Origin of the sequence: Streptomyces sp. NBC_00554 (genome assembly GCF_041431135.1) — a bacterium.
Lineage (GTDB): Bacteria > Actinomycetota > Actinomycetes > Streptomycetales > Streptomycetaceae > Streptomyces.
In genome coordinates, this window is the sequence record NZ_CP107799.1 from 4,074,255 (window position 1) to 4,101,010 (window position 26,756).

Consider the following 26,756-nt stretch of genomic DNA (forward strand, 5'->3'; position numbering starts at 1 on the left):
CGCAACAAGGACGTGTGAGACTCTCCCGCACGCTCACCGGCAAGTCGGACACTGGCCGTGTCGCCGACGGCCGGCCCCGGGGGGACCACTCCATGACCACGCTGCGCCCGTCCCGACGCCTGCTGCTCGGGACCTGCGCGGGCGCCGCGCTACTGGCCCCGCTGGGAGTGTGGGCCTGGCCCGAGCAGCAGGAGAGCGCGGCCGGGCCCCGGGCGGTGCCGACCGAACTGCGGGACCGGGATCCGAAGGCGACCCCCGAGGCACGCCAGGTGTACGCGATGCTCGCGAACCTGGAGAACACCGCGCGCCGCGGCCGCCCGAGCCGCACGGTGATCGGCCAGCACGTGGAGCTGCACAACGAGCGGTACAACCCGCAGTACGGCGACTACCAGGGCACCAAGGCGCCGGGCTACTACTACCGCAAGGCCCGCGACATCACCGGCCGGCTGCCCGGCTTCGTGGAACTGGACCTCGGCCCCGGCTACGGCCAACCCGGCTGGGCGGTGGGCCAGGCCCGCTCCTACTCCGGCGCCTGGCCGAGCTGCCGCCGCTACTGGGGGTACACCGAGGACGCCGTGGACCTCGCCGTCGGCGTGTGGGCGGGCCTGCCCCGGACGGCCGACGGCTCGTACCGCCCCTCCGGCACACACCGGGAGTGCGCGTCCGGGGCCGAGGTCTCCCTGCCGCACAACGGGGGCGCTCCGGCGGGCCTGGTCGGGTTCTCCTTCCACCAGCCCTACCCGGGCAGCCCCGTCAAGGGCTACACCCAGACGCTGCACCGCAACTCACCGGCCGCGAAGGACCCCCGCTGGTTCGCCCGGATGACAAGCCCGGGCACCGCCGAGCACAAGTCCCTGCAGCTAGACCTCGCCTTCCTCGCCGACCACCTGGGCTACCTGGCCGGCCGCGGGGTCCCCGTACTGCTGCGGCCGTACCACGAGATGAACACCGCGCCCGGCAGGGGCTTCTGGTGGGCGGGCCAGGACCCGGACGCGTTCCGGACGCTGTGGCGGCTGACGTACGACTACCTCGTGAACCGGCGCGGCCTGCACAACCTGATCTTCGTGTGGGCGCCGAACTCCTGGGACGGGTCCTACGGGCGGGAACCCCGGGCCTACTACCCCGGCGGGCGCTACGTCGACATCGTGGGCGTCGACGACTACAGCGACACCCCGGCCCGCCCGTTCGGCGGCGGAGCCTGGACCGAGGTCTGGTACCGCGGCCTGGAGCGGTACCGCAGGCCGCGGATCGTCTCCGAGTCCTTCCACGTACCGCTCAACGCGGCCCAGCCCCGGACCCTGACCAGGACGCCCTGGGTGCTGTGGACGGTGTGGGGCCAGGCCCTGTCGTACGACAACGTGTCCGCGCCCCGGAAGAAGAACACCGCGGACGACGTGAAACGGACCTATCACTCTTCGCGCATGATCACGGCACAAGACTTCGGTTGATTAACTTTTGAACACATCCCCCTCACATGTGTTCCATGCATAGGCACATACATGCAAGGATCACTCTTCTGTTCGGCCAGTGGTTCGGGTGCCCGGGGGGGCTTCTGACAGGCAAGTGGCCGATGACGCCAAAGAAGGCGTTGGGGGGCATGGAACCCAGAGTTTCTGTGCCGTGGCGCGCTTTGTCGTGCCCCGGCCGAGATCTATGGCTGCCTCAACGCACCAGCGATCTCACAGGAGTTCCTCAGAAGTCATGGCATCAACAGTCGCCGACGAGGGTGTTCCGCACTCTCGGCAGAACGCGAAACTGACGAAGCGCACCGCGTCGTGGAAACCGGGGATCCTGCCGTTCCTGGTGCCCTTCGTCCTGCTGGTCGCCTTCGGGCTGTGGTCCTACCGGCCCAGCTCGACTCCGCTGAGCTGGGTCCTGACCGTCGTCTGGTCCCTGCCGGTGGTCGGTGTGCTGGTCGGTATCCAGGGCGCCGTGCTGCTCCGCCGCCGGGTCCGCAAGAGCGACCGGATGGCCCCGCCGGCGCCGGTCGACCAGGACTTCCTGATCATCCTCTGCCCGACCATCGGACGTCACGACACCTACCCGGCCCTGGAACGCTCGATCCTGTCCTACGTCGAGCACATGCCGGAGTGGTTTCCGTACATGCGCGTCGACATCCTCACCGAGGAGGGCTGCGAGGCAGCGGCGGACATCGACCGGCTCGCCGACTCGCACCCGCTGATCCGGGTGATCACCGTCCCCAAGGCGTACGTCCCGGAGAACGGCACCCGCTTCAAGGCCCGCGCCAACCACTACGCCCACGAGCTGCGTATCGAGGAGGGCGAGGCCCTCGACTACGTCTGGGTGCTGCACATGGACGACGACACCGGCGTCGGCCCCGACACCTCGTCCTCGCTCGCCCAGTTCATCAACCGGCAGCGCCGCGCCCACCCCGACGAGGCCAAGCACATGGCCCAAGGCATCCTCACGTATCCGCGTGAGAACGCGGTCAACCTCTTCACCTGGCTCGCCGACGCGGTACGCCCCGCCGACGACATCGCCCGTTTCCGCGCGCTGACCGGCATGGGTACCCCGGCCGCCGGTGTGCACGGCGAGCTGCTGGTGCTGCGCGCGTCCATCGAGGCTGAGATCGGCTGGGACTTCGGCCCCAAGGAGATCGTCGAGGACGCTCGCCTCGCCCTGACCTTCTGCCGCAAGTACCCGGGCCGCAGCGACTGGTTCAACGGCCGCTGCTACGGCGCCTCCCCCTCCACCGCGGCCGACTTCGTCAAGCAGCGCGACCGGTGGGCCTGGGGCCTGGTGGCTCTCTGCTTCAACAGGTCCGTGCCCTTGCGCTACCGCTGGTTCCTGTCGATCTGTGTGACCACCTGGATCCTCGGCCCCCTCCAGCACATCGGCGCCGTGCTGCTCTTCGGCTGGCTCATCAACGACATGAACACCTCGCCCGCGACCCAGTCCGTGACCATCCTGTGGGCGTTCAACTTCGCCTACGTCATCTGGACCTACTGGGAGGGACTGCGGCTCAACGCGCTCGCGTCCGTCAGCGGCAGACGCAAGTGGTGGGAGCCGATCGTGGTGATCGCTCTCATCCCCGTCTTCTCCGTGCTGGAAGGAATCGGAGGCTTCAAGGGCTTCCTGAAGTTCGTCCGGCGCGAGGAGAACAAGTTCGTCGTGATCGCCAAGCCCGCCTGATCGCCCGGAAGACAACTGACATGCGCTCGCGACTGCCCCTGCTCGCCATCTTCCCGGTGAGCGTGCTCACCATCGTGCTGGGCACCCCCTTCGTCCTCGGCGACCACCCTGTGCGCTGGGAGTCGGGCTCGGCCCTGCCCAAGCTCGTCCTGGGCGACGCCCCCGAGGAATCCAGCACTCCGACCGACGACCCCTCCGATACGACGGACGCGTCCTCCCCCTCGTCCTCCACGCCTTCCTCTTCCTCCGGCGACGGCCTCAAGGTCGCCAAGCCCTGGAAGGCCGGCATGGCGCAGTGGGGCGTACAGGTCTACTGGGAGGAGGAGACGAAGAAGCGCTCCGACACGTTCATCGAGAACCAGGCCCGCAAGCAGGCCAAGTACCTCATCGGCCTGGGCGCGAACTCGGTGTCCCTGTCCTTCCCCTACTTCACCGGGGACTCCACGTCCAACAAGATCTCCGCCGGGGCCAAGACGCCGTCCCCGGAGCGCCTCCAGCGGGTGCTGCAGGTGTTCGAGGACGCGGGCTTCCGCACCACGGTCCGCCCGATCATGGACGAGGCCTCCCTCGACCCGCCGACCGGCTGGCGCGGCAACATCGAACCCGCCTCGCGCTCCGCCTGGTTCGCGTCGTACAAGGAGTTCCTCACCCCGTACCTCAAGGTCGCCGAGGAAGAGAAGGCGAACACCTTTGTGATCGGCACCGAGCTGAACTCCTTGGAGGGCGACACCGGCTGGGACTCCCTGGTCGCCTCCGCCGAGACGGCCTTCTCCGGTGAGGTCGCCTACGACGCCAACTGGGACAACTACGTCTCCGGCCGCATCAACATGCCGGTCAGCCACCTCGGCGTCGACGCCTACTTCCCCGTCAAGGTCGCGGACACCGCGTCCGTCTCGACGCTGGTCGACGGCTGGAACACCTGGCTGGACAAGAAGGCCACAGGACCGCTGCCCAACATCACCATCGCCGAGTCCGGCATCGGCGCGATGAACGGCGCCTACCACGCGCCCGGCGACTTCTACACCAAGCGAGCAGTGAACCCGACGGTGCAGGCCAACTGGTACGAGGCCGTCTGTCAGGTAGTCCAGGAACGAGAGATGAGCGGCGTCTACTGGTGGTCGATCTGGTTCGACGACGACCCGAACACCAAGCCCGACGACAAGGTCGCCTCCCGGCTCGACTTCGCCGGACGCCCTCTTACTGAGAAGGCCATCAAGGCCTGCTTCACCTCCGATTACGCAGGCCCTGGCACCGACACCGCCAGCTGACCGAGCGAGGCAATCATGCAGGAAGCCATCATCCTGGTGGGCGGCAAGGGAACCCGCTTGCGCCCGCTGACCAACCACACCCCGAAACCGCTTCTCAACGTCGCGGGATCCTCCTTCATCCGGCACCAGATAGCCAAGCTGATGGATGCAGGCGTCGAGCACGTGGTGTTCGCCACCTCGTATCTCGCCAGCCTCTTCGAGGAGGAGTTCAAGGACTTCTCCCAGGACCTGAAGATCTCCTACGCGGTCGAGAGCGTCCCGCTCGGTACGGGCGGGGCGATCCGCAACGCCGGCCGCCTGCTGCGCGGTCCGGCGGACGCGCCCGTCCTGATCCTCAACGGCGACATCCTGTCCGGGCTCGACCTGCGTGACGTACTGGAGCAGCACAAGGCGCGGGAAGCGGACGTGACGCTGCATCTCACCCGCGTATCCGACCCTCGTGCCTTCGGCCTCGTGCCCACCGACGAGGCCGGAAGGGTGCTGTCCTTCCTGGAGAAGCCGAAGACCCAGGAGGAGTGCGTCACCGACCAGATCAACGCGGGCTGCTACGTCTTCCGCCGGTCCGTCCTCGACGCCATCCCGGCCGACCGCGAGGTCTCCGTCGAACAGGAGACCTTCCCGGAGCTCGTCGCCCAGGGGCGGCGCGTGTTCGGTCACACCACGGAGGACTACTGGCGCGACCTCGGCACGCCGCTGGCATTCGTGCACGGGTCCGCCGACCTGGTCACCGGCAAGGTGACCTCTCCCCTCGTGGAGCGGCAGGCCGAGGCCCTGATCCATCCCACGGCCACCGTCGACCCGACCGCCCGCATCACGGGAGGCTCGACGATCGGTCCGCACGCCGTCATCGGCCCGCGCGTGGTCGTCGACCGCTCCATCCTCGGCGGGAGCGTCACCGTGGCCGAGGGTGCCCGGATCCACGAGTCCGTGGTGGACCACGACTCCTCGATCGGCGGCGAGTCCTTCCTCCGTGAGGCCGTGGTGGGCTGCCATGCGCACATCGGCGCGGAGAACGAACTGCCCGCCCAGCTGCGCCTGTCGTGCGGCATCCGCATTCCCGCCCAAGGAGTACGCGTCAGCGGCACGGCTGCCGCCTGCCTGACGGCCCACTGAAGTCGCCTACCTGCCGCACAACTTGACCGGACAGTCAGTTACTGGAGAGACATGCCCCGCCATCGCACATCGGCCGTGGAGACAGAGCGTCTTCGCAAGTATCGGCCCGACATTCAGGGCCTGCGTGCCGTAGCCATCATGATGGTGGTCAGCATGCACTGCGGCATCCTCGACATCCACGGTGGCGTGGACGTGAGCTTCGTGCTGAGCGGCTTCCTCATCGGCGGCCAGCTCTTCGCCGAGATCGAGAAGACCGGCAAGGTGTCCCTGACCAAGTTCTGGGCGCGCCGTTTCCGGCGTCTGACGCCGCCCATGGCCCTCGTCATCGTCGGCACCGCGGCCCTGGCGTGGATGTACGGCAGTCCGCTCAGGTTCCGCGCGTACATGGAGGACGGTCTCAGCGCCTCCCTCAGCTTCCTGAACTGGCGCCTGGTCGAGACCGGCACCGACTACTTCGCCAACGACGGGTCGCAGTCCCCGTATCAGCACTTCTGGTCGCTGGGCATCGAGGAGCAGTTCTACGTCGTCGCCCCGCTCGTCCTGGTCGTGGTGGTGTGGATCAGCCGCAAGATCTTCCGCAACCGCGCTCTGGTGGCGCTGTTCCTCATGGCCGTCATCGGCGGATCGTTCTATCAGGGCTGGTCCCAGACTGCCGAGAACCAGCCGCTCGCGTACTTCAGCACCCACACCCGGATCTGGGAGATCGCCTGCGGCGTCCTGCTCGCCCTGGCCGCTCCGCTCGTCTCCCGCATGAACACCGGCGTGGCCGCGGTCGTTTCGTGGCTCGGGCTCGGCACCGTGCTCGTCACGGCGATGCTCATCTCCGACGAGACGCCGCTGCCGGGGTACGCGGTGGCCGGCCCGGTGCTCGGCGCCGTCATGATCATCGCCGGTGGCTGCGCCAATCCCCGGTTCGGCGCGGAGCGGCTGATCGACAACCCAGTCCTCGACTTCGTCGGCAACGTCAGCTACGGCTGGTACCTGACCCACTGGCCGCTGCTGGTGCTCTGGCCGTCCATCACCGACCGGGAGTTCACCTTCCAGGACCGGCTACGGGTTGCCGTCCTGTCGTTCCTGGTGGCTGTGGTCCTGCACTACGCCGTCGAGCGCAAGTTCAAGAAGAACGTGAAGCTGGTGGCGCGCCCCTGGAAGGGCGTCTTCACCGGCGGGTTCACCACCGCGGGCACGGCCGGGGCGATGGTCCTGGCCACGATCATCCCGCTGAACCTGGCGACCGCATCGTCGTCGAGCACGCTCGCGGTCGGGTTCACCAGCCAGGCATCGGTCGAGGACGCCGTGCACCGCACCGAGCTCTCCGCAACCGTGCAGAGCGCTCTGCAGTCCACGCCCAAGAACTCCGCCAAGCACGGTTGCATCGACAACTTCGACGTCAAGAAGTTCGAGATGCGGGACGGCTGTGTCGCCGGCGACCCGGAGGGCACCAAGACCCTTGTCCTCATGGGGGACTCCCACGCGTGGCAGTGGAACGACGTCTACCACGAGATCGGCAAGGAGCTCGGGGTGCGGGTGGTGACCATATCGAAGGGCGGCTGCTCGCCACAGATCTACCGCATCATCAACCCCACCGTGAACCGCGAGTACACCGAGTGCGACAGCTGGCGCGAATCGGCTTTCGCCGAGCTCAAGAAGATCAAGCCCGACGTCCTCGTCATCGCCGACCGAGCCCGCCAGGAGGCGAACCGGTCGGGCGCCGAGGCTTCGTTCAAGGTGTTCAAGGAGACGGGCGCCAAGCTCGTCTACATGACGGACACCCCGCAGCCCGGGCAGAACGTCCCCGACTGTCTCGCCACGCACATCGACGACATCTCCCTCTGCAACCGCAAGGAGTGGCAGGCGCTCGAGTACACGGAGTTCCGCGCCATGGAGCGTGAGGTGGCCGAGAAGTACGGTGCGGAGATCATCGACACGACGCCCGCGTTCTGCGCGGTGGACGTCTGCCCGGCGGTGATCGGCGACCAGGTCGTCTACTTCGACAACAGCCACATCACGTCGTCGTACTCGAAGACCCTGAAGCCGTTCCTCAAGCCGGCCCTGGAAGAAATACTCGACAAGGCGTAGCCCGCGACCCGTTCCGCTCCGGCCGCCACCCGGCCGGAGCGGACCCCGTCAAGCCGTCACTGCCCCCGGACCCGCACCCGCCGAGTCTGCCCCTGCCGAGCCGCCAGCTGATCGTCCGCCGGATACCCGACCTCCTCCAGCGTCAGCCCGACCGGCCGTACGACATGCACCGCACTGTCCCGGACGTGCGCGTCGAGGACCCGCCGGGGCCACTCCACGTCACGGTGCCCGTCGCCGACGAACAGCAGCGCGCCGACCATGGAACGCACCTGGTTGTGGCAGAAGGCGTCGGCGCGGACCTCGATCTCGACGATGCCGTCCTCGCGCCGGCCCACCCCGAAGTCGAGGATCTCGCGGATCGTGGTCGCCCCCTCGCGCTTCTTCGCGTACGCCGCGAAGTCGTGCTCCCCGACAAGGGACTTGGCGGCGGCGTCCATCGCGGCGACGTCCAACTCCCAGTCGTGCCAGAGGACATGGTTGCGCAGCAGCGGGTCCACTCCGCCGGGCTGGTCGCCGACCCGGTAGACGTAGCGACGCCACACGGCCGCGAACCGCGCGTTGAACCCCGCGGGCGCCTCCGCCGCACGCCACACGCGCACGTCCCGGGACAGCCGCCCGGCGAGCCGCTTCAGCAGCTTCTCCCGGTGCTCGGCCCACAACGCCTCCGGCAGATCGACGTGCGCCACCTGCCCACGCGCATGCACCCCGGCATCGGTCCGCCCGGCCACGGTCAGCTCATACGTGGTCTCCCCCGACCGCGTCACCGTCCGCAGGGCGTCCTCGATGTCCCCCTGCACGGTCCTGCGCCCGCTGGCCTGCTTGGCCCACCCGGAGAACCCGCTCCCGTCGTACGACAGGTCCAGCCGCACCCGTACGAACCCGGGCTCTACTTCGTCACTCACCAACAGATCCTCTCCAGAGGCCGTGAACGCGAAAGCGGGCCCGCCCCGCAAGGGGCGGACCCGCTCAGACGCGAGCCGAAGCTCAGGCGTCCTTGGACTCGTTGCCCTCGGCGTCAGCCGGAGCCGCGTCCTCGACGACCTCGTCGGACTTGGCCTCGACGGCCTCGTCCTTCTTGAGAACGTCTTCCTTGACGGCACGCTTCGTCGCCGCCTCGGCCTCACCGGTGGCCTCCTGGGCCACGGTCAGCGCCTCCACCAGCTCGATGACAGCCATGGGCGCGTTGTCGCCACGACGGTTACCGATCTTGGTGATACGGGTGTAGCCACCCGGACGGTTCTCGTAGCGCGGGCCGATCTCGGTGAAGAGCGTGTGCACGATGCTCTTGTCCGTGATCACCGTGAGCACCTGACGGCGGTTGTGAAGGTCGCCCTTCTTCGCCTTGGTGACCAGACGCTCCGCGTACGGGCGCAGGCGGCGGGCCTTCGCCTCGGTGGTGGTGATGCGGCCGTGCTCGAAGAGCGACTTCGCGAGGTTCGCGAGGAGCAGCTTCTCGTGCGCGGCGCTGCCGCCCAGACGGGCACCCTTGGCAGGCTTCGGCATGGTGTTTCTCCTAGGTGTCTGCCCCGGCCGTATCAGGTACCGAGGTCAGTGTCCGAGCGGGCGGCTGCCCGTCGGAGATCCGGGCAGCCCCGTAGGGGCGCCCGGAAGGGGCGCGGGGAACTGCGCGACAAGCCACAGCGCACCCGCACCCAGGAACCGGCAGTCGGTCCCGAGCTCTTAGTACTGCTCGGTCTCGACGAACCCGGCGTCCACATCATCGTCCGCGCCGAAGGCATCCGCGGCGGCGGTCGGGTCGAATCCGGGCGGGCTGTCCTTGAGGGCCAGGCCCATGCCGGCGAGCTTCGCCTTGACCTCGTCGATGGACTTCGCACCGAAGTTGCGAATGTCGAGGAGGTCGGCCTCGGAGCGGGCGACGAGCTCACCCACGGAGTGGATGCCCTCACGCTTGAGGCAGTTGTACGACCGAACGGTGAGCTCGAGCTCCTCGATCGGCAGGGCGAGATCAGCGGCGAGGGCGGCGTCCGTGGGGGACGGGCCCATGTCGATGCCCTCGGCGTCGATGTTCAGCTCACGGGCGAGACCGAACAGCTCGACCAGGGTCTTACCGGCCGACGCCATGGCGTCACGGGGACGCATGGCCTGCTTGGTCTCGACGTCGACGATCAGCTTGTCGAAGTCGGTGCGCTGCTCGACACGCGTGGCCTCGACCTTGTACGTGACCTTCAGCACCGGCGAGTAGATGGAGTCGACCGGGATACGACCGATCTCCTGGCCCACCTGCTTGTTCTGGACGGCGGAGACGTAGCCGCGACCGCGCTCGACGGTCAGCTCCATCTCCAGCTTGCCCTTGCCGTTGAGCGTGGCGAGGACGAGGTCGGGGTTGTGCACCTCGACACCGGCCGGGGGCGCGATGTCGGCGGCGGTGACCAGACCCGGGCCCTGCTTGCGCAGGTACATCACGACGGGCTCGTCGTGCTCCGAGGAGACGACCAGCTGCTTGATGTTGAGGATCAGGTCGGTGACGTCCTCCTTGACGCCCGGCACGGTGGTGAACTCGTGCAGAACGCCGTCGATCCGGATGCTGGTGACAGCGGCACCGGGGATCGAGGAGAGGAGCGTACGACGCAGGGAGTTGCCGAGGGTGTAGCCGAAGCCCGGCTCCAGCGGCTCGATCACGAACCGGGAGCGGAACTCGTCAACGACCTCTTCGGTCAGCGACGGGCGCTGAGCAATAAGCATGAAGGAATCCTTCAGTCATGGGCACCCACTATTTGATGCCCTTGAGTACTACAAGGGTACGGGCGGCACGGCCCCGAAAGGCCATACCGCCCGAAACCTAAGACAACCGTGCGTCAGACGCGGCGGCGCTTGGGCGGACGGCAGCCGTTGTGCGGCGTGGGGGTGACGTCCTGGATGGAGCCGACCTCGAGGCCAGTGGCCTGGAGGGAGCGGATCGCGGTCTCGCGACCGGAGCCCGGGCCCTTCACGAAGACGTCAACCTTGCGCATGCCGTGCTCCTGCGCGCGACGGGCGGCCGACTCGGCGGCCATCTGCGCGGCGAAGGGGGTGGACTTGCGCGAGCCCTTGAAGCCGACGTGGCCGGCGGAGGCCCAGGAGATCACGTTGCCCGCGGGGTCCGTGATCGAGACGATCGTGTTGTTGAACGTGCTCTTGATGTGAGCGTGCCCGTGGGCGACGTTCTTCTTTTCCTTGCGGCGCACCTTCTTGGCAGCGCCCTGACGACCCTTGGGGGGCATCTATTACTCCTACGGGGAGGTGGTCGGTCCTACAGCGAAGACCGCTGATGAAGCGTTGTCCGCTGTGGACTACTTCTTGCCCGGCTTCTTCTTACCGGCGATCGCGCGACGCGGGCCCTTGCGGGTACGAGCGTTCGTGCTGGTGCGCTGACCGTGAACGGGCAGGCCGCGACGGTGACGCAGACCCTGGTAGCAGCCGATCTCGACCTTGCGGCGGATGTCGGCCTGCACCTCGCGACGGAGGTCACCCTCGGTCTTGAAGTTGGCGTCCACGTACTCGCGGATCCTGACCAGCTCCTCCTCGGAGAGGTCACGAACGCGGGTGTCAGGGTTGACGCCGGTCTCGGCCAGCGTCTTCTGCGAGAGGGTCCGGCCGATGCCGAACACGTAGGTGAGGGCAACCTCCACGCGCTTTTCGCGCGGGATGTCAACACCGGAAACGCGTGCCATTCAATGGCTCCAGTTGTCGTTCGGAGGTCTTCCGCAAAACCGGCTCCCGCCCGCCGTCCTCTTCATGTCGAAGATTCGGTACGAACCGGGTCCCCAGCCTCCGACCGGGGGTGTCAGGCCTGATGAACTCAGCCCTGGGCTCTGCGTATGAACATGTACTACTTGCGTCGCGCGAAGTATCTGCGGATGCAGAAGGTCGGTCGTGCGTCAGCCCTGGCGCTGCTTGTGGCGCGGGTTTTCGCAGATGACCATGACCCGGCCGTGACGGCGGATCACCCTGCACTTGTCGCAGATCTTCTTGACGCTCGGCTTGACCTTCATTGGTGAGGTTCTCCGGGTCAGTGCCACCACCCCGCGGAAGCGGGGCACAGGCAAGATCTACTTGTACCGGTAGACGATCCGGCCACGCGTCAGGTCGTACGGAGACAGCTCCACCACGACCCTGTCGTCAGGGAGGATGCGGATGTAGTGCATGCGCATCTTGCCGCTGATGTGTGCCAGAACCTGGTGGCCGTTCTGGAGCTCAACCTTGAACATTGCGTTCGGAAGAGACTCGACGACAGTGCCCTCGATCTCGATGGCACCTTGCTTCTTGGCCACGCTTCGCCCTTCGAATCGACTACCCTGATCGACTCTGTACGAGCGCATGCAGGCATGCGGGTGCACGAGAGCCGACGAGTCAGTCTACGTCAGGGCACCCGGAAAGACGAATCGAGGAAGAATGCCCTGCTTCGAAGATCATTAAGCCACCGGGTCCGGCGCGGCCGTAATCCCATACTCCGCCAGCTTCGCTTTCCCACCGTCGGGAGCCGTCAGCACAAGCGGCCCCTCCTCCGTCAGCGCGACAGAGTGCTCCCAGTGCGAGGACCAGGTGCCGTCCGTAGTAATGACGGTCCAGTCATCCTCCAGCACCTCGGTCTTCGGGGTGCCCAGGGAGACCATCGGCTCGATGGCGAGGCAGAAGCCGGGGACCAGCTTCGGGCCCTTGCCGCGTCGGCGCTCGACGTAGTTGAGGAGGTGCGGGTCCATGTGCATCTCGGTGCCGATGCCGTGGCCGCCGTAGTCCTCGACGATGCCGTAGCGGCCGCCGCCGACCTTGGGCTGGCGGCGGATGTACGTCTCGATGGCGCGGGAGACGTCGACGAGCCGGTTCCCCAGCTTCATCGCGGCGATGCCCGCCCACATCGACTCCTCGGTCACCCGGGAGAGCTCGATGAGCTCCGGGGCGTGACCGGTGCCCACGAACGCGGTGTATGCCGCATCGCCGTGCCAGCCGTCGACGATCGCGCCGGCGTCGATGGAGATGATGTCGCCGTCCTTCAGGACGGTCTTGTCGTCCGGGATGCCATGGACGACGACCTCGTTGGCCGAGGTGCAGATGGTGGCAGGGAATCCGCCGTACCCGAGAAAGTTCGACTTGGCCCCGTGCTCGGCAAGCACCTTGCGCGCGACCTCGTCCAGATCCTTCGTCGTGGCACCGGGCACGGCCGCCTCACGCGTGGCCGCGTGGATGGCGGCGACGACCAGGCCCGCCTCACGCATCTTGGCGATCTGCGCGGGGGTCTTGATTTCCACCATGATGGATTGCGCCTCCTGCCATTGGTACACGGCGCTCCAGGATACGCGGGCGACTGGCACCCATCGAACGGGGAGTGGCGCGTCACACCGAGCACGACAAAACCCCGGTCGGTGCAGGCACACCAGTTGATCGCCCGCACCGGCCGGAGCTTCGGTCTATCGCAGAGTTATCGCAGTGTTTAGGACTCGGAGAACACCACGGACTCGTACCAGGAGGAATTGCCGTGCCAGTTCACCCACATGCTGTACGACTTGGCGCCGATGATGTCGTAAGTGCTCGAGTCACAGCCAGAGTCACCACCGTCATCGACGGTCAAGACGGTCACGATTCCGGTGCCCGTGCTGTTGAGGGTCTTCAACTGCCCGGTGACACCGTAGCCGTCAGCGTAGGTGTCGCAGACGGTGAATACATCACCGTCATCCTTGTAGTACATGTAGCCACGGCTGGACGGCAGGGAGACTATCTGGCTGCCAGTCGCCGCTGCAGCCGGACCGGCCGAGAAACCAACCACCGTGGCGGCGGCCGCGGCGGCCATTACACCGCGTCTAATCATGGTCCTATTCATTCGATTCCCACCCCTTTTTCTCATGAGCCCTAAAAGGACCCGGACAGTCTGCAGAACACCATTTCTGTGTGGTTCCGCAGCGATCTAGATTTACCCTACCGACCAAGATTCTGAATGTCCACCGTCAATCGGCTCTTCATAAACAGAAGAATCAAGACACGAGCAGCAGTCAGGAACACAATCGGGCACGGCAAGGCAGGTCTTTACGGCCGATGTGCCGGCTACCACGGGAATTCCCGGAGCCGACGAATCCGGTCAGCGATTACTAAGGATTGGAGTCCAGCGACTGGGGTCGCTGAGGGAAGATGGCCGGAAGCCGGAAAGGGGGATGACTTCCTTTCCATCCGAGCTGGCAAGAATGAGTTGATTTCGGAACTCACCCTTACTGGGTTCACATTGCTCGGGATCGCACCTGAAGGCGATGAGCCAATCGTCGTCGGCCCAGGCCAGCAGCTGCTGACCGGGCACGAGTGCCTCGCGCTTACCGGTCCTGGCGTCCAACACCTCAGAGACGATCTGGCCGCCCTCGCCCACGAACCGGCCTGTTACCAGCTTCCCGTCAGGGGAGACGGCTCCCGGCGAGCTCAGCTCCTCCTCCGACTTCGGGACAGGCACCTCTTCACCGTCCACGCTGTAGAAGACCCTGCCCGCCTTGGTGCTCCAGGGCTCCCACAGCAGCTTGCCGTCACGGCTCCAGGCGATGTCCTGGCGCCCGCCGCCGACGACGAGCCCGTCGTCACCCTTCCTGGGCGGGCGCGCGCTGAAATCCGCCTGACCAGAGGCGGCATCGATGACATAGAACCCCGTACGGCTCGGCTTCGACCCCGGCACTATCTTGCCGTTCAGCCGGTAGGACGCGTCCTTGAAGAGCCCCTCCGGATTGATGTCATAGGTGGTTGCGACCAGACGCTTGCCATCCGGCGAGAACTGCACACCGCCAACGCCCTGGTCCGTCTTTATCCACCGTTCCACCTTGCCGGTGGCCAGATCCACGATTCCAATGCGGTGGACCGGCAGGCCACCCTCCAAGACCGCTGCGGTCTTCATCCCCGGCGCCACATCGAGCCAAGCCCAGTCCGTTTCCTCGTACCGATCCGTGGTCGAGTTCAGGAGGTTCCAATTGAAGACAAGGGCTCCGTCACCGTTCGCCCGCTTCTCCGACTTCACCGTGTAGTACGCCGAGACGGCGACATTCCCTGCGGCTATGAACTGCGTCGGCGGCGACTGATCCGGATGCGCCGCCACGCCCGCGGGACGACCTACGGGCTCTTCCTCTTCCTGACCATTGGTTGCGACGAGTGCCGCTGCAATGCCCGCCCCGACGAGAACCGTACCGATGCCGGCCATCACGAAACGGCGCACCTTCCGACGCCGCACACCGGACATCGACCCGCTTATGTCGTGGCGCATCCCCTCCGAAGCACCCTCGACATCCTCGCGGACCAACTGTCCGGGTTTCACGTCTGTACCCCCACAGGAAAGAAGACTGGATTTCGGATTCAGTCCGGCTGAACAGGACCCTAGGCGAGGGTGATCAAGCGGAAAGTGAATTTGAGGTTTCCCTGAGGTTTGCATAGCCCTCACGGAAGGTGACCAGACGGGGGGCCTTCATGCAGGGGCGAGCGCCGACCACACGGCAATCTGGACATACATGAACAGATTTGAACTCGCCGAGAACACATTGAGTAAGAGCGCACCGTCGGGAGTGATCTACGCCACAGCCTCTATGGGTCGACCTGACGGAGGGGTTCCGGTTATACAGCGATCTGACACCGCGTGCGGGCTCATAACTGGCGGCGGACCGAACAAGTGCGGCGGAGTTGAGGAATGCCTCGGCAACGTCGGCCCGGCGCTTTGATCCCGGTCAGGGCAGTGAACTTCAAGACCCTGATGCATCTCGAACCGCTCCTGCCAGATGCCTCGGATGATGTCCTCGCCGTGGCGGGAGCTCTCACCTTCGAGGCGGGGTACACCGCTGCCCGGAGCGGCGAGACCGGCACGGCGTGGGAGCAGGCCCATGCCATGGCCGACCGGCTCCAGGACGACTACCAATACCCCGTGACGGCGTTCTCTCGCGCGATCATGGGCGCGCACGCGGTCACCGTGACCGTGGAGCCGCATCAGGGCGGGGCCCCGTACCGCCGCAACGCCCGCCCCGGCGGTACGGGGCCCCGCGGCGACCGGCAGGCTCAGGGGCGCACGAAAACGCCCGTCCCGGGGGCAGGAAGCCCCCGGGACGGGCGTTCTCACGGTCGACGGGTCCGGCCTTCTCGTGATCCGAACCCAGAACAGACCCTAGTCAGTCCTCGTCGCGCTGAAGCGCCTCCATCGCGCGAGCCGTGACCTCTTCCACCTTGCCGAGCGCCAAGATAGTGACCACCAGGCCCTGCGCCTTGTAGTAGTCGATGATCGGCTCGGTCTGCGTGTGGTAGACCTCCAGGCGCGTACGCACGGTGGCCTCGGAGTCGTCGTCACGCTGGTACAGCTCGCCGCCGCAGACGTCGCAGACGCCTTCCTGCTTCGGCGCCTTGTACGTGACATGGAAAACGTGCGCCGAGTCGTTCCGGCAGATGCGGCGGCCGGCGATCCGCTTGACCACTTCGTCCTCGGGGACCTCGAGGTCCAGCACGGCGTCGAGCTTCATGCCCTCGTTCTTCAGCATCTCGTCGAGCGCCTCGGCCTGCGAGACGTTACGAGGGAAGCCGTCGAGCAGGAAGCCGTTCTCCGCGTCCGGCTGCTCCATGCGGTCCTTGGCCATCGCGATGGTGACCTCGTCCGGTACCAGCTCGCCCTTGTCCATGTAGGACTTCGCCAGTTTGCCGAGCTCCGTCTGCCGACTGATGTTGGCGCGGAACAGGTCGCCCGTGGAGATGTGCGGGATCGACAGGTTCTGGGCGAGGAACGCGGCCTGCGTACCCTTTCCGGCGCCAGGCGGCCCGACGAGGACGATTCGCATCAGCGGAGGAACCCTTCGTAATTGCGCTGCTGGAGCTGGCTCTCGATCTGCTTCACCGTCTCCAGACCGACACCCACGATGATCAGGATGCTGGTCCCGCCGAACGGGAAGTTCTGGTTCGCCTGGAACCCGACCAACGCCATCGTCGGCACGAGAGCGATCAGACCCAGATACAGCGAACCCGGCCACGTGATCCGGTTGAGTACGTATCCCAGGTACTCAGCGGTCGGCCGGCCGGCCCGGATGCCCGGGATGAAGCCACCATACTTCTTCATGTTGTCGGCTACTTCTTCGGGGTTGAAGGAGATGGCCACGTAGAAGAAGGCGAAGAAAACGATCAGCAAGAAGTAGACCGTGATGTAGATCGGGTGGTCACCCTTGGTCAGGTTTGTCTCGATCCAGGTCTTCCAGCTGGACGTTCCGCTGGAGAACTGTGCGATCAGAGCCGGGATGTAGAGCAGCGACGAGGCAAAGATCACAGGGATGATGCCCGCCTGGTTGACCTTCAGCGGAATGTACGTCGACGTGCCGCCGTAGGACCGGCGGCCGATCATGCGCTTCGCGTACTGGACCGGGATCCGGCGCTGAGCCTGCTCGACGAAGACCACCAGGCCGACCATGACCAGGCCGACCAGGATGACCGTGCCGAACTCGATCCAGCCGTCGGCCAGCGTGCCCGAGGTCTTGATGGACCACAGGGCGGCCGGGAAGGTCGCGGCGATCGAGATGAACATCAGGATCGACATGCCGTTGCCGATGCCGCGGTCGGTGATGAGCTCACCGAGCCACATGACGACGGCCGTACCGGCGGTCATGGTGATGACCATCGTGATGGTGACGAAGATCGACTGGTCGGGCACGATCTCGGTGGCCACCTGGCAGCCGCTGAAGAGCGCGCCGCTGCGAGCGGTCGCGACCAGGCCGGTGCCCTGGAGGATGGCCAGCGCCACCGTCAGGTAGCGGGTGTACTGCGTGATCTTCGCGGTGCCGGCCGAGCCCTCCTTCTTCAGGGCTTCCAGGCGCGGGATCACCACGGTCAGCAGCTGGAGGATGATGCTCGCCGTGATGTACGGCATGATGCCCAGCGCGAAGATCGTGATCTGCAACAGCGCGCCACCACTGAACATGTTGACCAGACCGAACAGACCTTGGTTGCCCTTGGCCACTTCGATACAGGTCTGCACGTTCTGGTAGTCGACACCCGGGATCGGGATGTGCGTACCCACCCGATAGACCACGATGATGCCGAGCGTGAAGAGCAGCTTCTTGCGCAGGTCGGGCGTCTTGAACGCCCGGGCGAACGCGGTGAGCACGGTGCCTCCTGCGACCCCCGCGCTACTGCGTCAGAGGTGACGGTCTTGAGGTTCGACGGATATCTGACAGCTAACCAACAGTCAAAGGCCGCCCGGAGTTCCCTTGAGACGCACCGGACGAAATTCGGCAGCGCAGGCCACCTTACCGGCGACACTGCCCCCCTTGGAACGACCAACCGGGGATGCCCCTTTTGTGGGGCATCCCCGGCTGGGATCGCTCAAGTCATCGAGACGCCTGGAGAATTCAGACGAGCTCGGTGACGGTACCGCCGGCGGCGGTGATCTTCTCCTTGGCGGAGCCGGAGACGGCGTCAACCGTCACCTGCAGCGCCACGGTGATCTCGCCCTGGCCGAGGACCTTGACGAGGCTGTTCTTGCGAACCGCACCGTTGGCGACGAGCCCCTCGACAGTGACTTCGCCACCCTCCGGGTACAGCGACGCCAGCTTGTCGAGGTTCACGACCTGGTACTCGGTCTTGAACGGGTTCCGGAAGCCCTTGAGCTTCGGAAGACGCATGTGGAGGGGCATCTGGCCACCCTCGAAGCGCTCCGGAACCTGGTAACGGGCCTTCGTGCCCTTGGTACCACGACCAGCCGTCTTACCCTTCGACGCCTCACCACGACCCACACGGGTCTTGGCGGTCTTGGCGCCCGGGGCGGGACGGAGGTTGTGGATCTTGAGCGGGTTGTTCTCACCCATGTTCAGTCGACCTCCTCAACCGTCACGAGGTGGCGGACGGTGTGAACCATTCCGCGGAACTCGGGGCGGTCCTCCTTGACGACCACGGTGTTGATCCCCTTGAGACCAAGGGACCGCAGGGTGTCACGGTGGTTCTGCTTGCTGCCGATGTACGACTTCGTCTGCGTGACCTTGAGGCGAGCCATTACGCACCCGCTCCCGCACGTGCACGAAGCAGAGCCGCGGGGGCGACGTCCTCGAGGGGCAGACCGCGGCGGGCCGCGATCTCCTCGGGACGCTGCAGGCCCTTGAGGGCCGCCACAGTCGCGTGCACGATGTTGATCGCGTTGGACGAGCCGAGCGACTTCGACAGGATGTCGTGAACGCCGGCGCACTCCAGGACAGCACGCACCGGGCCACCGGCGATAACGCCGGTACCGGGGGAAGCAGGCTTGAGCAGGACGACGCCCGCGGCCTTCTCGCCCGTGATCGGGTGCGGGATGGTGCCCTGGATACGGGGGACCTTGAAGAAGTGCTTCTTGGCCTCTTCAACACCCTTGGCGATCGCGGCCGGCACCTCCTTGGCCTTGCCGTAACCGACACCGACGGTGCCGTCACCATCGCCCACTACGACGAGCGCAGTGAAGCTGAAGCGACGACCACCCTTCACAACCTTGGCAACGCGGTTGATCGCGACAACGCGCTCAACGTAGGCGGTCTTCTCGGCGGCAGCTGCGCCACCGTCGCGACCCTTCCGGTCCCGCCGCTCGCCGCCACCGGCACCGCTTCCGCGGCGCTGGGGTCCAGCCATTGGAATTACCTCTCTCTGTTTCCGCTAGCTACGGAACCGACTCAGAACTTGAGTCCGGCTTCGCGGGCGGCGTCCGCCAGAGCGGCAATGCGCCCGGCGTACTGGTTTCCACCACGGTCGAATACGACAGCCTCGACACCGGCGGCCTTGGCGCGCTCGGCAACCAGGGCGCCGACCGACTTGGCCTGCGCGGACTTGTCGCCCTCGGCACCGCGGACGGTCGTGTCCAGGGTCGACGCCGACGCCAGGGTGTGACCCTTAACGTCGTCGATGACCTGGGCCACGATGTGGCGGTTGGAGCGCGTCACGACCAGGCGCGGACGCTCAGCCGTACCCGAGATGTGCTTACGGATCCGGATGTGACGACGCTTGATGGCAGCACGCTTGTAAGCGTCGCCCTTAGCAATCTTGACACCGTATGCCATGGCTTACTTACCCGCCTTTCCGACCTTGCGGCGGATGACTTCGCCTTCGTACTTGACACCCTTGGCCTTGTACGGGTCGGGCTTCCGCAGCTTGCGGATGTTGGCCGCAACCTCTCCGACCTTCTGCTTGTCGATGCCCTCGACCGAGAAGTGCGTCGGGTTCTCGACCTTGAACGAGATGCCCTCGGGCGCCTCGACCGTGATCGAGTGGCTGTAGCCGAGCGAGAACTCCAGGTTGGAGCCCTTCGCCAGGACGCGGTAACCGACACCGCTGATTTCGAGCTTCTTCACGTAACCCTGGGTCACGCCGGTGATCATGTTCGCCACCAGCGTGCGGGACAGGCCGTGCAGGGCCTTGTTCTGACGCTCGTCGTTCGGGCGGGTGACATTGAGAATGCCGTCCTCACCCTTGGCGACATCGATAGGCGCCGCGACGGTGTGGGAGAGAGAGCCCTTGGGGCCCTTCACCTGGACCGTACGGCCGTCGATGGTGACGTCCACGCCGGCGGGAACCGTGATGGGGAGCTTGCCAATACGCGACATAGCTTTTTCCTCCGTTCCCTTCCGCTACCAGACGTAGGCGAGAACTTCTCCGCCTACGCCCTTCTTGCCGGCCTGCTGTCCAGTGAGGAGACCGTGCGACGTGGAGATGATCGCCACGCCGAGGCCACCGAGCACCTTGGGCAGGGAGGTGGACTTCGCGTACACACGCAGACCCGGCTTCGAGATCCGCTTGATGCCCGCGATGGAGCGCTCACGGTTCGGGCCGAACTTCAGCTCGAGGACGAGCTTCTTGCCGACCTCGGCGTCCTCGACCTTCCAGCCGGTGATGAAGCCCTCCTGCTGGAGGATCTCCGCGATGTGAGACTTGATCTTGCTGTGCGGCATCGCGACATCGTCGTGGTACGCCGAGTTCGCGTTACGCAGACGAGTAAGCATGTCTGCGATGGGATCAGTCATGGTCATGAATTGGCCTTCGGCCTCTCTCGCCGGGGTTTCCAGTGCGCCATCCCTCTCCCCACTCAGTGGCGGGACGGGTGCGGTGCGGGGACCTACGGCGTAGTAAGTCGTACGGGCGGCAGGCGCCCAACCCTCCTAGCCTAAGCCATGGAGAGCAGGGCACCTTACCGACCCATTGCTTACCGAGAGCCTCGGGTAATCCCAACTAAGGGATTACCAGGAGCTCTTGGTCACGCCCGGCAGCTCGCCACGGTGAGCCATCTCACGAAGGCAGATGCGGCACAGGCCGAACTTGCGGTACACGGAGTGCGGACGGCCGCAGCGCTGGCAGCGCGTGTAGCCACGTACGCCGAACTTGGGCTTACGAGCAGCCTTGGCAATCAGAGCCTTCTTCGCCATCTCGGTTACGCCTCCTTGAAGGGGAAGCCGAGGTGACGGAGAAGGGCGCGGCCCTCAGCGTCGTTGGTCGCCGTGGTGACCACGGTGATGTCCATACCCCGGACGCGGTCGATCTTGTCCTGGTCGATCTCGTGGAACATGACCTGCTCCGTGAGACCGAAGGTGTAGTTGCCACGGCCGTCGAACTGCTTGGGGGACAGACCACGGAAGTCGCGGATGCGCGGAAGCGCGAGCGACAGGGTGCGGTCCAGGAACTCCCACATGCGGTCGCCACGGAGCGTGACGTGGGCACCGATCGGCTGACCCTCACGCAGCTTGAACTGCGCGATGGACTTGCGGGCCTTGGTGACGGCCGGCTTCTGACCGGTGATCGTGGTCAGGTCACGGACGGCACCGTCCATGAGCTTCGAGTCACGGGCGGCGTCGCCGACACCCATGTTGACCACGATCTTGACGAGGCCGGGAACCTGCATGACGTTCGCGTACGCGAACTCTTCAAGCAGCTTGCCCGCGATCTCCTCGCGGTACTTCGTCTTGAGACGCGGAGTCGTGGTGGTAGCCATCAGATGTCCTCACCCGTCCGCTTGGCAACGCGGATCTTGTTGCCCTCGTCGTCGAAGCGGTAACCGACACGCGTGACGACCTTGTTGCCGTCCTTCTCAACGACCAGCTGGACGTTGGAGACGTGGACGGGCGCCTCGGTCGTGACGATGCCGCCGGCCTGCGAACCCTTTGCGGTCGGGCCGGCCTTGGTGTGCTTCTTGACCCGGTTGACACCCTCGACCAGGACGCGGTCCTCGCGGGGGTAGGCCGCAATGACCTTGCCCTGCTTGCCCTTGTCCTTGCCGGTGATGACCTGAACCGTGTCACCCTTCTTGATCTTCATGCTTACAGCACCTCCGGCGCGAGCGAGATGATCTTCATGAACTTCTTCTCGCGCAGCTCCCGGCCCACCGGGCCGAAGATACGGGTGCCACGAGGGTCGCCGTCGTTCTTGAGAATGACAGCGGCGTTCTCGTCGAAGCGGATGTACGAGCCGTCCGGACGGCGGCGCTCCTTGACGGTGCGAACGATGACCGCCTTGATGACGTCACCCTTCTTCACATTGCCGCCGGGGATCGCGTCCTTGACGGTGGCGACGATGACGTCGCCGATGCCCGCGTAGCGGCGACCGGAGCCACCGAGCACACGGATGCAAAGGATTTCCTTCGCACCAGTGTTGTCGGCGACACGCAGTCGCGACTCCTGCTGGATCACGTCTATCTCCTGATTGTCTGCCGGTTCCCGGGGCGGGGTCGGCCTTTACGGCGACCCCGCCCCGAGCCTGGCGGAACCAACCTGAGGGAAACCCCTCAGGTAATTACTTGGCCTTCTCGAGGATCTCGACGATGCGCCAGCGCTTCGTCGAGGACAGCGGCCGGGTCTCCATCAGGAGGACGCGGTCGCCGATGCCGGCGGCATTCTGCTCGTCGTGGGCCTTGAGCTTGCTGGTACGGCGGATGACCTTGCCGTACAGCGCGTGCTTGACGCGGTCCTCGACAGCGACGACGACGGTCTTGTCCATCTTGTCGCTGACGACGAGACCCTCACGGGTCTTACGGAAGCTACGAGCCTCAGCGGTCTCGGTCACGTTGTTCTCACTCATCAGGCGCTCTCCACCGTCTCGATGCCCAGCTCGCGCTCACGCATCAGGGTGTAGATCCGCGCGATGTCCTTGCGGACGGCCTTGAGCCGCCCGTGGTTCTCGAGCTGACCGGTCGCCGCCTGGAAGCGGAGGTTGAACAGCTCTTCCTTGGCTTCGCGAAGCTTCGCGAGAAGCTCCTCGTCACCCAGTTCGCGCAGCTCGGACGCCTTGGTACCGGCCGACATCACGCTTCACCTGCCTCGCGCTTGACGATCCGGCACTTCATCGGCAGCTTGTGGGCTGCGCGAGTAAGGGCCTCACGGGCGATCTTCTCGTTGGGGTAGGACAGTTCGAACATGACCCGGCCCGGGTGCACGTTCGCGACCCACCACTCGGGCGAACCCTTACCGGAACCCATGCGGGTCTCGGCAGGCTTCTTGGTCAGCGGGCGGTCCGGGTAGATGTTGATCCAGACCTTGCCGCCACGCTTGATGTGGCGGGTCATCGCGATACGCGCCGCCTCGATCTGGCGGTTGGTCACGTAAGCCGGCGTGAGGGCCTGAATGCCGTACTCGCCGAACGAGACCTGCGTACCGCCCTTGGCCTGACCACGGCGCTTCGGGTGGTGCTGCTTGCGGTGCTTGACCCTACGAGGGATCAGCATGTCGGTCAGGCCTCCGTTCCGGTGCTCTCAGCCGGAGCGGCAGCGGCGGCGGGAGCGGCGGCCTTGGGGGCCTCGGCTGCCGGCGCGGACTGCTGCTGCGGCTTGCGGCCGCGGCCGCCACGCTCGCCACCACGGGCACCACCACGGGCCGGGCGGTCACCGCCGCCACCCGCGCCACCGCGCGCCGGGCGGTTACCCGCACGGGCAGCGGCGTTCTCGGCGCGGACCTCGGCGATGTTCTTGACGTTGCCCTTGTAGATCCAGACCTTCACGCCGATGCGGCCGAAGGTCGTCTTGGCCTCGAAGAAGCCGTAGTCGACGTTCGCGCGGAGCGTGTGCAGGGGCACACGGCCCTCGCGGTAGAACTCCGAGCGGGACATCTCGGCGCCGCCGAGACGTCCACCACACTGGATCTTGATGCCCTTGGCGCCGGCCTTCATCGACGACTGCATGCTCTTACGCATGGCACGCCGGAAGGAGACGCGGGAGGACAGCTGCTCGGCAACGGCCTGAGCAACCAGCTGAGCGTCCGTCTCGGGGTTCTTGACCTCGAGGATGTTCAGCTGGACCTGCTTGCCCGTGAGCTTCTCGAGGTCGCCGCGGATGCGGTCGGCCTCGGCGCCACGGCGGCCGATGACGATGCCGGGACGCGCGGTGTGGATGTCCACACGCACACGGTCACGGGTGCGCTCGATCTCAACCTTCGAGATGCCGGCGCGCTCCATGCCGGACGTCATCATCCGACGGATGGCGACGTCTTCCTTGACGTAGTCCTTGTACAGCTTGTCGGCGTACCAACGGGACTTGAAGTCCGTGGTAATGCCGAGCCGGAACCCATGCGGGTTAACCTTCTGGCCCATTACCGGGTTCCTTCCTTGCTGCTGACGACCACGGTGATGTGGCTGGTCCGCTTGCGGATCCGGTAGGCACGGCCCTGGGCGCGCGGACGGAACCGCTTCAGGGTCGGACCCTCGTCGACGTACGCCTCAGAGATGACAAGGCTGCCGGCGTCGGTGTGGTCGTAGTTGTGCGCGGCGTTGGCGATGGCGCTGTCGAGCACCTTGCCAACCGGCACGCTCGCGGCCTGCGCGGCGAAACGCAGGACCGCCTGAGCCTCCGTGGCATCCATGCCACGGATAAGGTCCACCACACGGCGGGCCTTCATGGGCGTAACGCGGATGTACCGCGCCTGGGCCCTGGCTTCCATGGTTGTCCTTCCAGTGTCTGTCATGGTCGATTCCACCCCGCGCTAGCGGCGCTTCGTCTTCCGGTCGTCCTTGACGTGACCCCGGAAGGTGCGCGTCGGCGAGAACTCGCCGAGCTTGTGGCCGACCATCGACTCGGTGACAAACACCGGGATGTGGATCTTGCCGTTGTGCACCGCGATCGTGTGACCGAGCATGGCCGGGATGATCATCGAGCGACGGGACCAGGTCTTGATGACGTTCTTGGTGCCGGCTTCGTTCTGTACGTCCACCTTCTTGATCAGGTGGTCGTCGACGAAGGGCCCCTTCTTGAGACTGCGCGGCATCTAAACCCGCTCCTAGCGCTTCTTGTTCGACTTGCGGCGGCGGACGATGTACTTGCTCGAAGCCTTCTTCGGCGAGCGAGTACGACCCTCCTTCTGACCCCACGGGGAGACCGGGTGGCGACCACCGGAGGTCTTGCCCTCACCACCACCGTGCGGGTGGTCAACCGGGTTCATCGCCACACCGCGAACGGACGGGCGGACGCCCAGCCAGCGCTTGCGGCCGGCCTTACCCCAGTTGATGTTGCTCTGCTCGGCGTTGCCGACCTCGCCGACCGTGGCGCGGCAGCGCTGGTCGACCAGACGGATCTCACCGGAGGGCATGCGGAGGTGGGCCATGGTGCCCTCCTTCGCGAGCAGCTGCACCGAGGCGCCGGCGGAGCGGGCGAACTTGGCGCCGCCACCCGGACGGAGCTCGATCGCGTGGATCGTGGTACCGACCGGGATGTTGCGGAGCGCCAGGTTGTTGCCCGGCTTGATGTCGGCCCCAGGACCGTTCTCGACGCGGTCGCCCTGCGACAGGTTGCGGGGGGCGAGGATGTAACGCTTCTCGCCGTCCGCGTAGTGCAGCAGCGCGATGCGCGCGGTGCGGTTGGGGTCGTACTCGATGTGCGCGACCTTCGCCGGCACGCCGTCCTTGTCATGGCGACGGAAGTCGATGACGCGGTAGGCGCGCTTGTGTCCGCCACCCTGGTGGCGAACGGTCACACGACCGGAATTGTTACGGCCGCCCTTGCTGTGCAGGGGGCGAACCAGCGACTTCTCCGGCGTGGACCGCGTGACCTCGACGAAGTCGGCGACGCTGGAGCCACGGCGGCCCGGCGTAGTCGGCTTGTACTTGCGGATTCCCATTTCTCAGTCCTCGTCCGATATTCGGACCAGGGCGCTCCGTTAGGAGGCCTGGCCGAAGATGTCGATACGGTCGCCCTCAGCGAGGGTCACGATCGCGCGCTTGGTGTCAGCACGCTTACCGAAACCGCTCTTGGTCCGCTTGCGCTTACCCTGACGGTTGATCGTGTTGACGCCGGTGACCTTGACCGAGAAGACCGCCTGGACGGCCTGCTTGATCTGGGTCTTGTTGGCGCCCGGCGCGACGACGAAGGTGTACTTGCCCTCGTCGAGCAGCGCGTAGCTCTTCTCGGAGACGACCGGCTTGAGAAGGACGTCACGGTGGTCCGTGAAGCTCTTGCTCAGCGGCGTCTCGACGGTGTTCTTGCCCTCGGTCTCGTGGCGCTTCGCCTTGGCGATGCGCGCGACCTTCTTGGCCTTGGCGGCCTTCGAGGCAATGCTCGGGTGACGCGTAGCCATCAGGCTTCGCTCCCTTCGGTGTCAGCGGCCTGGGGGCCAGACACGAAGGACTCGAAAGCGGCCTGGGTGAAGACCACGTCGTCCGAGACGAGAACGTCGTACGTGTTCAGCTGGCCCGGCTCCAGGATGTGGACCTGGGGCAGGTTGCGCGCGGAAAGCAGCGCGGCCTCGTTGGAGCGCTCGATGACCAGGAGCACGTTCTTGCGCTCCGAGATCTTGCCGAGGAAGCTCTTCGCGGCCTTGGTGGAGATGGTCTCGCCGTCGATCACGTCGGTGATGACGTGGATGCGAGCGTTGCGGGCCCGGTCGGTGAGGGCGTGGCGCAGGGCCGCGGCCTTCATCTTCTTCGGGGTCCGCTGCGAGTAGTCACGCGGCGTGGGGCCGTGGACGACGCCACCGCCGGCGAACTGCGGGGCGCGGGTCGAACCCTGACGGGCGCGGCCGGTGCCCTTCTGGCGGTAAGGCTTGCGGCCACCACCGCGGACCTCGCCACGACGCTTGACCTTGTGCGTGCCCTGACGGGCAGCGGCCAGCTGTGCGACGACGACCTGGTGGAGCAGCGGGATGCTGATCTTCTCTACATCGAAGATCTCGGCCGGGAGCTCAACAGTCCCAGCGGTGTCGCCGGAGGGCGACTGAATGTCAATGGTGGTCATGTTCC

The 26,756-nt window shown here is 66.0% G+C and carries 36 protein-coding genes; 5 read left to right on the forward strand and 31 right to left on the reverse strand.

The window, feature by feature from the left end; translation table 11 throughout:
- Positions 1-14: 14 nt before the first annotated feature.
- From OG266_RS17485 to OG266_RS17505, 5 genes are all read left to right on the forward strand, one after another.
- Positions 15-1,448, forward strand: a complete 1,434-nt coding sequence (locus OG266_RS17485) for a glycoside hydrolase family 26 protein (RefSeq protein WP_371546713.1) — start codon at positions 15-17, stop codon at positions 1,446-1,448.
- 253 nt (positions 1,449-1,701) lie between these two features.
- On the forward strand, positions 1,702-3,153 hold the full coding sequence (locus OG266_RS17490; protein WP_266455937.1) for a glycosyltransferase family 2 protein: 1,452 nt from the start codon (positions 1,702-1,704) through the stop codon (positions 3,151-3,153).
- A gap of 20 nt (positions 3,154-3,173) precedes the next feature.
- The gene (locus tag OG266_RS17495) at positions 3,174-4,421 is read left to right on the forward strand and encodes a hypothetical protein (protein ID WP_266455939.1); all 1,248 of its coding nucleotides are present in this window, start codon (positions 3,174-3,176) and stop codon (positions 4,419-4,421) included.
- A gap of 15 nt (positions 4,422-4,436) precedes the next feature.
- Positions 4,437-5,534, forward strand: a complete 1,098-nt coding sequence (locus tag OG266_RS17500) for an NDP-sugar synthase (RefSeq protein WP_266455940.1) — start codon at positions 4,437-4,439, stop codon at positions 5,532-5,534.
- Between the two features lie 51 nt (positions 5,535-5,585).
- Positions 5,586-7,613 (forward strand): acyltransferase family protein, encoded by a 2,028-nt coding sequence (locus OG266_RS17505; protein ID WP_371546716.1) that lies wholly within the window; start codon positions 5,586-5,588, stop codon positions 7,611-7,613.
- Between the two features lie 56 nt (positions 7,614-7,669).
- Here OG266_RS17505 and truA read toward each other — a convergent pair whose 3' ends face one another.
- The 31 genes from truA to rplD all read right to left on the reverse strand — a co-directional run bounded on the left by truA (position 7,670) and on the right by rplD (position 26,751).
- Positions 7,670-8,515, reverse strand: coding sequence for a tRNA pseudouridine(38-40) synthase TruA (truA, locus tag OG266_RS17510; RefSeq protein WP_266455944.1), 846 nt, complete (start codon positions 8,513-8,515; stop codon positions 7,670-7,672).
- 82 nt (positions 8,516-8,597) lie between these two features.
- A complete protein-coding gene (rplQ, locus tag OG266_RS17515) occupies positions 8,598-9,116 on the reverse strand; it encodes a 50S ribosomal protein L17 (RefSeq protein ID WP_266455946.1) in 519 nt (172 codons plus the stop codon).
- Between the two features lie 177 nt (positions 9,117-9,293).
- The gene (locus OG266_RS17520; protein WP_019055532.1) at positions 9,294-10,316 is read right to left on the reverse strand and encodes a DNA-directed RNA polymerase subunit alpha; all 1,023 of its coding nucleotides are present in this window, start codon (positions 10,314-10,316) and stop codon (positions 9,294-9,296) included.
- 113 nt (positions 10,317-10,429) lie between these two features.
- A complete protein-coding gene (gene rpsK / locus OG266_RS17525) occupies positions 10,430-10,834 on the reverse strand; it encodes a 30S ribosomal protein S11 (protein ID WP_006376016.1) in 405 nt (134 codons plus the stop codon).
- Positions 10,835-10,903: 69 nt separating this feature from the next.
- Positions 10,904-11,284 (reverse strand): 30S ribosomal protein S13, encoded by a 381-nt coding sequence (gene rpsM, locus OG266_RS17530; RefSeq protein ID WP_266455950.1) that lies wholly within the window; start codon positions 11,282-11,284, stop codon positions 10,904-10,906.
- 207 nt (positions 11,285-11,491) lie between these two features.
- Complete coding sequence (gene rpmJ / locus OG266_RS17535) at positions 11,492-11,605, reverse strand: 50S ribosomal protein L36 (protein ID WP_003998809.1); 114 nt, start codon at positions 11,603-11,605, stop codon at positions 11,492-11,494.
- 57 nt (positions 11,606-11,662) lie between these two features.
- The gene (gene infA / locus OG266_RS17540) at positions 11,663-11,884 is read right to left on the reverse strand and encodes a translation initiation factor IF-1 (RefSeq protein ID WP_003948620.1); all 222 of its coding nucleotides are present in this window, start codon (positions 11,882-11,884) and stop codon (positions 11,663-11,665) included.
- Between the two features lie 141 nt (positions 11,885-12,025).
- The gene (gene map / locus OG266_RS17545; protein WP_266455953.1) at positions 12,026-12,862 is read right to left on the reverse strand and encodes a type I methionyl aminopeptidase; all 837 of its coding nucleotides are present in this window, start codon (positions 12,860-12,862) and stop codon (positions 12,026-12,028) included.
- A 179-nt stretch (positions 12,863-13,041) separates the two neighbouring features.
- Entirely contained in the window at positions 13,042-13,398 is a 357-nt protein-coding gene (locus OG266_RS17550) for a hypothetical protein (protein WP_371546730.1), read from the reverse strand.
- A gap of 285 nt (positions 13,399-13,683) precedes the next feature.
- Positions 13,684-14,889, reverse strand: coding sequence for a hypothetical protein (locus OG266_RS17555; RefSeq protein ID WP_371546732.1), 1,206 nt, complete (start codon positions 14,887-14,889; stop codon positions 13,684-13,686).
- 838 nt (positions 14,890-15,727) lie between these two features.
- Entirely contained in the window at positions 15,728-16,384 is a 657-nt protein-coding gene (locus tag OG266_RS17560; protein ID WP_266455961.1) for an adenylate kinase, read from the reverse strand.
- Entirely contained in the window at positions 16,384-17,697 is a 1,314-nt protein-coding gene (secY, locus tag OG266_RS17565) for a preprotein translocase subunit SecY (protein WP_266455968.1), read from the reverse strand. Before secY ends, OG266_RS17560 begins: the two co-directional genes overlap by 1 nt.
- A 244-nt stretch (positions 17,698-17,941) precedes the next feature.
- The gene (gene rplO, locus OG266_RS17570) at positions 17,942-18,397 is read right to left on the reverse strand and encodes a 50S ribosomal protein L15 (RefSeq protein ID WP_266455972.1); all 456 of its coding nucleotides are present in this window, start codon (positions 18,395-18,397) and stop codon (positions 17,942-17,944) included.
- A gap of 2 nt (positions 18,398-18,399) precedes the next feature.
- Positions 18,400-18,582 (reverse strand): 50S ribosomal protein L30, encoded by a 183-nt coding sequence (gene rpmD, locus OG266_RS17575; protein WP_006376032.1) that lies wholly within the window; start codon positions 18,580-18,582, stop codon positions 18,400-18,402.
- Positions 18,582-19,187, reverse strand: a complete 606-nt coding sequence (gene rpsE, locus OG266_RS17580) for a 30S ribosomal protein S5 (protein WP_006376045.1) — start codon at positions 19,185-19,187, stop codon at positions 18,582-18,584. Before rpsE ends, rpmD begins: the two co-directional genes overlap by 1 nt.
- Positions 19,188-19,228: 41 nt before the next feature.
- A complete protein-coding gene (gene rplR / locus OG266_RS17585; RefSeq protein WP_168510320.1) occupies positions 19,229-19,612 on the reverse strand; it encodes a 50S ribosomal protein L18 in 384 nt (127 codons plus the stop codon).
- 3 nt (positions 19,613-19,615) lie between these two features.
- Positions 19,616-20,155: a 50S ribosomal protein L6 gene (gene rplF / locus OG266_RS17590; RefSeq protein ID WP_266455979.1), complete on the reverse strand. Its 540-nt coding sequence runs from the start codon at positions 20,153-20,155 to the stop codon at positions 19,616-19,618.
- A gap of 24 nt (positions 20,156-20,179) precedes the next feature.
- Entirely contained in the window at positions 20,180-20,578 is a 399-nt protein-coding gene (gene rpsH, locus OG266_RS17595; RefSeq protein WP_081218894.1) for a 30S ribosomal protein S8, read from the reverse strand.
- 207 nt (positions 20,579-20,785) lie between these two features.
- Positions 20,786-20,971 carry a type Z 30S ribosomal protein S14 gene (locus OG266_RS17600; RefSeq protein WP_261705331.1) on the reverse strand — a complete coding sequence of 62 codons (186 nt, stop codon included), beginning with the start codon at positions 20,969-20,971 and terminating at the stop codon, positions 20,786-20,788.
- 5 nt (positions 20,972-20,976) lie between these two features.
- A complete protein-coding gene (gene rplE / locus OG266_RS17605; protein ID WP_266455990.1) occupies positions 20,977-21,534 on the reverse strand; it encodes a 50S ribosomal protein L5 in 558 nt (185 codons plus the stop codon).
- Positions 21,534-21,857 (reverse strand): 50S ribosomal protein L24, encoded by a 324-nt coding sequence (rplX, locus tag OG266_RS17610; protein ID WP_266455993.1) that lies wholly within the window; start codon positions 21,855-21,857, stop codon positions 21,534-21,536. Before rplX ends, rplE begins: the two co-directional genes overlap by 1 nt.
- A gap of 2 nt (positions 21,858-21,859) precedes the next feature.
- Positions 21,860-22,228, reverse strand: a complete 369-nt coding sequence (gene rplN / locus OG266_RS17615) for a 50S ribosomal protein L14 (protein ID WP_003992364.1) — start codon at positions 22,226-22,228, stop codon at positions 21,860-21,862.
- Between the two features lie 103 nt (positions 22,229-22,331).
- Entirely contained in the window at positions 22,332-22,616 is a 285-nt protein-coding gene (rpsQ, locus tag OG266_RS17620) for a 30S ribosomal protein S17 (protein WP_266455996.1), read from the reverse strand.
- The gene (rpmC, locus tag OG266_RS17625; RefSeq protein WP_003998824.1) at positions 22,616-22,840 is read right to left on the reverse strand and encodes a 50S ribosomal protein L29; all 225 of its coding nucleotides are present in this window, start codon (positions 22,838-22,840) and stop codon (positions 22,616-22,618) included. The genes rpsQ and rpmC overlap by 1 nt, the downstream gene beginning before the upstream one ends.
- The gene (gene rplP, locus OG266_RS17630; protein WP_099500627.1) at positions 22,840-23,259 is read right to left on the reverse strand and encodes a 50S ribosomal protein L16; all 420 of its coding nucleotides are present in this window, start codon (positions 23,257-23,259) and stop codon (positions 22,840-22,842) included. Before rplP ends, rpmC begins: the two co-directional genes overlap by 1 nt.
- A 5-nt stretch (positions 23,260-23,264) precedes the next feature.
- Positions 23,265-24,119, reverse strand: coding sequence for a 30S ribosomal protein S3 (gene rpsC, locus OG266_RS17635; RefSeq protein WP_371546742.1), 855 nt, complete (start codon positions 24,117-24,119; stop codon positions 23,265-23,267).
- Positions 24,119-24,466, reverse strand: coding sequence for a 50S ribosomal protein L22 (rplV, locus tag OG266_RS17640; protein ID WP_266456014.1), 348 nt, complete (start codon positions 24,464-24,466; stop codon positions 24,119-24,121). The genes rpsC and rplV overlap by 1 nt, the downstream gene beginning before the upstream one ends.
- A gap of 42 nt (positions 24,467-24,508) precedes the next feature.
- Positions 24,509-24,790, reverse strand: coding sequence for a 30S ribosomal protein S19 (gene rpsS, locus OG266_RS17645; RefSeq protein ID WP_266456015.1), 282 nt, complete (start codon positions 24,788-24,790; stop codon positions 24,509-24,511).
- 12 nt (positions 24,791-24,802) lie between these two features.
- Entirely contained in the window at positions 24,803-25,639 is an 837-nt protein-coding gene (gene rplB, locus OG266_RS17650) for a 50S ribosomal protein L2 (protein ID WP_043676819.1), read from the reverse strand.
- Positions 25,640-25,678: 39 nt separating this feature from the next.
- A complete protein-coding gene (gene rplW, locus OG266_RS17655) occupies positions 25,679-26,095 on the reverse strand; it encodes a 50S ribosomal protein L23 (protein WP_266456020.1) in 417 nt (138 codons plus the stop codon).
- Complete coding sequence (gene rplD / locus OG266_RS17660; protein WP_266456022.1) at positions 26,095-26,751, reverse strand: 50S ribosomal protein L4; 657 nt, start codon at positions 26,749-26,751, stop codon at positions 26,095-26,097. The genes rplW and rplD overlap by 1 nt, the downstream gene beginning before the upstream one ends.
- Between the last annotated feature and the right edge of the window lie 5 nt (positions 26,752-26,756).